We start from the raw sequence: 6,564 nt of genomic DNA on the forward strand, positions 1-6,564 counted from the left end.
CGTCAGGACGGGTCGCCGTCCAGGGCCGCGACGGCGCGTTCCACCGCGATCCGCGTGTGATACAGGTCGTCGGGTTCCTGCGGCAGGTCGAAGACGAAGGTGCGGGCACCGCCCTTCAGATACGTCGCCACCGCCTGCGCCACCTCGTCGTAGCTCCCGACGAGGTACGGGCAGAACGTGTGGTGGTACCGGAAGGGAACGAGCCAGTACGCCCCGCCCTCCCCCTCGTCGGCGATCGGCACGGAGGCGAGCTGGGGCTGCCAGGACGACACCGCGGCCGAGAGGAGCAGTTTCATCCGCTCCGCGCCGTCCGGATCGGCCGGGAACCGCTTGTGCGCGATCCGCCACGCCTCGGACGAGTCGTCACGGGCGATGATGCCGATGCTGATGCCGGCACCGAACCTGTTCTTGCGGGTGTCCGGACTGGCGAACTCGGCGGGCAGCAACGGGAAGGAGAGCTGGCTGAGGCCCAGTGACTCCCCCGCCTGCAGGCTGGCCGCCGACGAGCCGGACACGTACGCCCTGGGCAGCAGGTCGGCGGGTACCGGCGTCGTGAGCCGCGCCCGCCGGAAGTTGTAGTACCGCCCCTCGTGACTGGTCAGGCCGCCGTCGAGCAGCGCTCTGACGATCGTCACGTACTCGACGAGCCGGTCGTACCTGGCGTCGTGCGGCAGCGCGTCACCCTGGACCCGCAGGTCACGGCTGAAGCCGCCGCTGACGTAGTTGAGGTCGACCTGCCGCCCGTACAGGTGAGCCAGGGACGAGATCGCCCGGGCCAGCGCGAACGGGCTCTTGTCCAGCGGCTGGACCGCGATGAGCGGCACGAAGCCGGCGGTGTTCGCGATGGCGGCCTGGGCCGACATCCAGGCGTCGATCGAGGTGTTGTCGCTGTACAGCAGGGCCCCCCGGTAGCCGGCCTCATCGGCCCACCGGGCGGTCTCCAGCAGCTTGCGCAGGTGGGAGTCCTGGCCGTAGCCGATGCTCGACCGACATGTCGAGTAGATGGTCACACCCCTGGCCGCCAGATCCATCGTTCCTCCTCCGGGGGTCGTCTCGTGCCGATCAGGACTGTCCGGCCGTCTGCGGTGCCGCGTGACCGGCGACCGCACCGACGGACGGGTTGGCGAGGAAGTTCTGCAGGCTGATCTTGATACCGAGCTGGTTCTCCAACCGGGCGACGAGCACGGCGCCGAGCAGCGAATGCCCGCCCAGGTCGAAGAAGTTGTCGTCGACGCCCACCCGGTCCACCCCGAGCACCTCGGCGAACAACTCGCACAGGGCCCGCTCGGCCGGGGTGGACGGTTCCCGGGCCGCTCCCGCGGCGTAGTCCGGGGCGGGCAGCGCCCGCCGGTCCAGCTTCCCGTTGACCAACCGGGGCAGCTCGTCGACGGCCACCACAGCGGACGGCACCATGTGTCCGGGCAGGGCCCGGCCCACCGCGGCCCGGACAGCGACCGGGTCCACCTCGTGCGCCCGGCCGGCCTCGGGCACCACGTACCCGACCAGGCGGCGGTCGCCCGGGCGGTCCTCCCGCAGCACCACCACGGCCCGGGCCACGCCGGGCTGCCCGGCCAGCACTGCCTCGATCTCGCCCAGCTCGATCCGGAAGCCCCGGAGCTTGACCTGCTCGTCGACCCGGCCCAGGAACTCCAGCTGGCCGTCGTTGCGCCAGCGCACCAGGTCACCGGTCCGGTACATCCGCTCACCGGATGCGAACGGGCAGGCCACGAACCGCTCCGCGGTCAGCCCGGGCCGGTTCAGGTAGCCCCGCGCCAGGTACGGCCCGGCCAGGTACAGCTCCCCGGGCACCCCCGCCGGCACCACACCCAGGCGCTCGTCGAGCACGTACGCCCGCACGTTCCACATCGGCGCCCCGATCGGCGGCACCTCCCCGCCGCCGGACAGCCGCCGGCTCATCGTCGTACCCACTGTCGCCTCGGTCGGGCCGTACCCGTTGTAGATCCGCCGGCCCGCCGACCACGCGGCGATCAGCTCGGCGGAGCTGGCCTCGCCCCCGACGATGAGGCACTCCAGGGCCGGCACCTTGGCGGGCGTCGCACCGGCCAGCGTGCTGGGCGCCACCATCGCGTGGGTGATGCCGAGCTCGTGGAACGCCTCGGCCAACGGCTCCCCGGCCAGCGGCCACTGCTCGGGGAGCACCAGCGCCGCTCCGGCGGTCAACGACAACAGCAGCTCCACCATTGACATGTCGAAGCTCAGCGAGAGCAGCTGCGCCACCCGTGACCCCGGCCTGGTCTCGAAGGTGTGCACCAGGAACGCCGCCAGGCTGGGCAGGCCCCGGTGGCTGACGACGACGCCCTTGGGCCGCCCGGTGGACCCGGACGTGTAGATCACGTACGCCGGGTGGCCGGGCAGCAGCGGCGCGATCCGCTCCCCGTCGGCGACCTCGCCGCCGGGCCGGCTCGCCACGTCGGCGGCCACCGCCGGATCGTCGAGGACGACCCGCACGCCAGCGGCGGGCAGGTCGGCGTCGAGCTGCCGGGTCGTGAGCATCGCGATCGGCGCCGCGTCGGCGAGCATGAACGCGATCCGGTCCGCCGGATACCCCGGATCCACAGGCAGATACGCCGCACCCGCCTTCACCACACCCAGCACCGCCGCCACCATCTCCAACGACCGCGGCAACGCGACAGCCACCACCCGCTCCGGCCCCGCACCCAACCCCACCAGATACCGCGCCAACCGGTTCGACCGCGCATCCAACTCCGCGTACGACCACGACACACCACCGAACTCCACCGCCACCGCGTCCGGCGTCCGCGCCGCCTGCGCCACGAACAACTCCGGCAGGACCACACCGGGCACGTCCCGTGCGGTGTCGTTCCACCGCGAGACGACCAGTTCGCGTTCCGCCGCCGACAGCAGCTCCACGCCGCTGACCCGCTGGCCCGGGTCGGCGGCGACCTGGCCCAGCAGCCGGACCAGCCGCTCCGCCAGAGCCTGCGCGGTGCTCGCGTCGAACAGGTCCGCCGCGTACTCCAGGGTGACGCCGATCCCGCCGGGGGCGCCGTCCGGCTCATGTCGCGACCGGTACGTCAGCGACAGGTCGAACTTGGCCGACTGCTCGGGCAGCGGCAGGTTCGTGGACTCCAGGCCGTGGACCCGCCAGTCCCTGCTGGTGTCGTCGTCGGAGGCCAGCGTCACCTGGAACAGGGGGTGATGAGTGGTAGACCGGACCGGGTTCAGCACCTCCACCAGCCGTTCGAACGGGACGTCCTGGTGCGCGTAGGCCGCCAGGTCCTGCTCCCTGACGCGGCGGAGCAACTCCCCGAAGTCCGGGTCGCCCGACAGGTCGGTCCGCAGCACCAGCGTGTTGACGAAGAACCCGACCAGGTTGTGCAGCCTCTCGTCACCGCCTCGACCGGCCACCGGCACGCCGATCGGGATGTCGGTACCGGCCCCGGAGCGGGACAGCACGACCGCGAGGCCGGCCTGGAGCACCATGAACAGCGTCACCTGGTGCCGGCGCGCCAGCTCCACCAGCCCGCGGTGCACAGCCGCGTCCACGTCCACGTCGACCTGCCCGCCCTGATAGGAGCGGTGGGCCGGGTGGGGCCGGTCGAACGGCAGCTCAAGCCGCTCGGGCAGACCGGCCAGCGCCGACTGCCAGTACTCCACCTGCCGGGCCAGCACGCTGCCGCCGTCCTGGCCGGCGCCCAGGAGGCCGCGCTGCCACAGCGTGTAGTCCGCGTACTGGACCGGCAGCTCGGTCCACTCCGGCGCGTGCCCGGCCAGCCGCGCCTCGTACGCCTGCCCCAGGTCCGCCAGCAGCACGCCCAGTGACCAGCCGTCGCTGGCGATGTGGTGCGTGAGCAACACCAGCACGCACTCGTCCGGCCCCAGCACGAACACCCAGGCGCGCACCGGCAGTTCACCGGCCAGGTCGAAGACGTGCTGCGCCGCCCGCCCGGTGAGCGCCGGCAGCTCGTCCTCCTGAGCCGGCACCACGGTTACCTCCGGCACCGCCAGCGCGGCCGGGACCACCCGCTGGTACGGCTGCCCGTCCACCGCCGGGAACACGGTCCGCAGCGTCTCGTGCCGCCGGACCACGTCACCCAGGGCGGCGGTCAGCGCGGCGGTGTCGACCCGCCCCCGCAGCCGCCACGCGAACGGCACGTTGTAGGTGGTGCTCGGCCCCTCCACCTGCGCCAGGAACCACAACCGCTGCTGCGCGAACGACAGCGGCAGGCGTGCCGGCCGGTCCCCCGGCTCCAGCGGTGGCCGGGCCGCCCCGACGCTGTCCAGCGACCGCGCCAGCGACTCCACCGTGGGATGGTCGAACACCGCCCGGATCTCCAGCTCCACCCCGAGCACCGACCGCACCCGGCTGATCAGCCGGGCCACCAGGAGCGAGTGTCCACCCAGGTCGAAGAAGTTGTCGTCCACCCCGACCCGGTCCACACCGAGGACCTGGGCGAACAGCTCGCACAGGATTTCCTCGGCGGGAGTGGACGGCGCCCGGCCGGTGCCGCCGACGAACGTCGGGGCCGGCAGCGCCCGCCGGTCCAGCTTCCCGTTCACCGTCAACGGCAGCGCGTCCAGGACCACCACGGCGGCGGGCACCATGTAGACGGGCAGCACCGCTGCCACGGCCGCCCGGATCCCGGCCGGGTCCAGCTCGCTCCCGGCAGCCGGCACGACATAGCCCACCAGGCGCTGGTCGCCGGGGCGGTCCTCCCGCATGATCACCACGGCTCGGGCCACCCCGGGCTGCCCGGCCAGCACGGCCTCGATCTCGCCCGGCTCGACCCGGAATCCGCGGACCTGGACCTGCTCGTCGACGCGGCCCAGGTATTCCAGCTCACCGTCGTCGCGCCAGCGCACCAGGTCGCCGGTCCGGTACATCCGCTCACCGGACGCGAACGGGCAGGCCACGAATCGGCCGGCGGTGAGACCGGGCTGGCCCAGGTAACCCCGCGCCAGGCTCGGCCCGGCCAGGTACAGCTCCCCCGCCACACCGGGCGGCACCGGCCTCAGCCGATCGTCGAGCACGTACGCCCGCGCGTTCCAGATAGGCCTCCCGATCGGCGGGGCGTCCCCTCCCGACAGCGGCCCACTCATCGTCGTGGCCACCGTCGCCTCGGTCGGGCCGTAGGCGTTGAACATCCGCCGGCCCTTCGACCACTCGGCGGCGATCTCGCCCGGGCACGCCTCACCGCCGACCATCAGGCACTCCAGGCCGGGCATCTGGTCCGTCGTCGCCCCGGCCAGGGAGGCCGGCCCGACCAGGGCATGGGTGGCCCGCAGGTCGCGCAGCGTGTCAGCGAGCGCCTCCCCGGCCAGTTGCCCCTGCTCGGGAAGGACCAGGGCCGCCCCGGCGGGCAGCGACATCATCAGTTCCATGACCGCCGCGTCGAAACTCAGCGAGGCCACCTGTCCCACCCGTGACGCGGGCCCGATCTCGAAGGTCCGGATGAGGAAACCGGACAGGCTCGCCAGGCCGCGGTGGCTGACCACCACGCCCTTGGGCCGCCCGGTGGACCCGGACGTGTAGATCACGTAGGCCGGGTGGGCGGTACGCAGCGGCGCGAGCCGGTCCGCGTCCCCCACACCGCTGCCGTCCTGCCGGGCGACCGGCTCGGCCACCCGGGGGTCATCGATGATCACCAGCTCGACGCCGGGCACGTCCGGCAGCCGCAGCGCCGTGGCCCGGTCACTGATGAGCAGGCGCGGGGCGGCGTCGGCGAGCATGAACCCGATCCGGTCCGCCGGATACCCCGGATCCACAGGCAGATACGCCGCACCCGCCTTCACCACACCCAGCACCGCCGCCACCATCTCCAACGACCGCGGCAACGCGACAGCCACCACCCGCTCCGGCCCCGCACCCAACCCCACCAGATACCGCGCCAACCGGTTCGACCGCGCATCCAACTCCGCGTACGACCACGACACACCACCGAACTCCACCGCCACCGCGTCCGGCGTCCGCGCCACCTGCGCCACGAACAACTCCGGCAACACCGTTTCCGGCACGTCCCGCGCCGTGTCGTTCCACCGCGAGACGACCAGTTCCCGTTGGGCCTCCGTCAGCGTTTCCACGACACTCACGCCCGTTCCGCCCGGACCAGGCTCTGCGGACGCATGTCGGTCCAGTGTTCTTCGACGTACCGAAGGCAATTCGATCGGGAATCCGTGTCCTGCGCGGTGACCCAACCATCTGGGACGGCGATGCCGGACGGCCACAAACTGTGCTGCCCCTCGTCATTGACAAGGACCAGATACAGGGCGTCGGCGTCCTCGAACGGATTAGTCATGGCAACCTCATTCCGATTGGCAGACCCGGCCGGCCGCTTGACTCGCATCGTTTCCGCACGACGACGGGCGGTTCGCTGACCACCCTGCCCGGCCCATTTATCCCGGCGCATCTCCACAGTTGCCCATGCGATTCGCCCGCCGACGGGGGGCGGTTCGCCCGAGCCGGAGCCCGGGCCGCGAGGCGGGGTTCAGAAATCGCGCCGGGGCTCGGTCCGGTTCCCGGATCCGGGAGCCAGCGCCAGTTCGGCCAGCACGGAGTCGCTCAAGACGCTGCGGGCGGCCGGC

General features: G+C 72.4%; 3 protein-coding genes. All 3 read right to left on the reverse strand.

From position 1 onward, the window contains the following. Positions 1 to 2: 2 nt before the first annotated feature. From AB0D28_RS18740 to AB0D28_RS18750, 3 genes are read right to left on the reverse strand one after another with little or no spacing between them, the layout of a single operon-like run. Positions 3 to 1,031, reverse strand: coding sequence for an LLM class flavin-dependent oxidoreductase (locus AB0D28_RS18740; protein ID WP_357387287.1), 1,029 nt, complete (start codon positions 1,029 to 1,031; stop codon positions 3 to 5). Positions 1,032 to 1,062: 31 nt separating this feature from the next. Continuing rightward, entirely contained in the window at positions 1,063 to 6,072 is a 5,010-nt protein-coding gene (locus tag AB0D28_RS18745) for an amino acid adenylation domain-containing protein (RefSeq protein ID WP_357387289.1), read from the reverse strand. After that, complete coding sequence (locus AB0D28_RS18750) at positions 6,069 to 6,278, reverse strand: MbtH family protein (RefSeq protein ID WP_357387291.1); 210 nt, start codon at positions 6,276 to 6,278, stop codon at positions 6,069 to 6,071. The genes AB0D28_RS18745 and AB0D28_RS18750 overlap by 4 nt, the downstream gene beginning before the upstream one ends. Positions 6,279 to 6,564: the final 286 nt, after the last annotated feature.

The sequence above is a fragment of the Micromonospora sp. NPDC048169 genome, from assembly GCF_040652815.1.
Taxonomy (GTDB): Bacteria; Actinomycetota; Actinomycetes; order Mycobacteriales; family Micromonosporaceae; genus Micromonospora.

Bases quoted from the DNA above. Each gene is read 5' to 3' on its own strand.
- AB0D28_RS18740 (WP_357387287.1), bottom strand. From the start codon at position 1,031: ATGGATCTGGCGGCCAGGGGTGTGACCATCTACTCGACATGTCGGTCG.
- AB0D28_RS18750 (WP_357387291.1), bottom strand. From the start codon at position 6,278: ATGACTAATCCGTTCGAGGACGCCGACGCCCTGTATCTGGTCCTTGTC.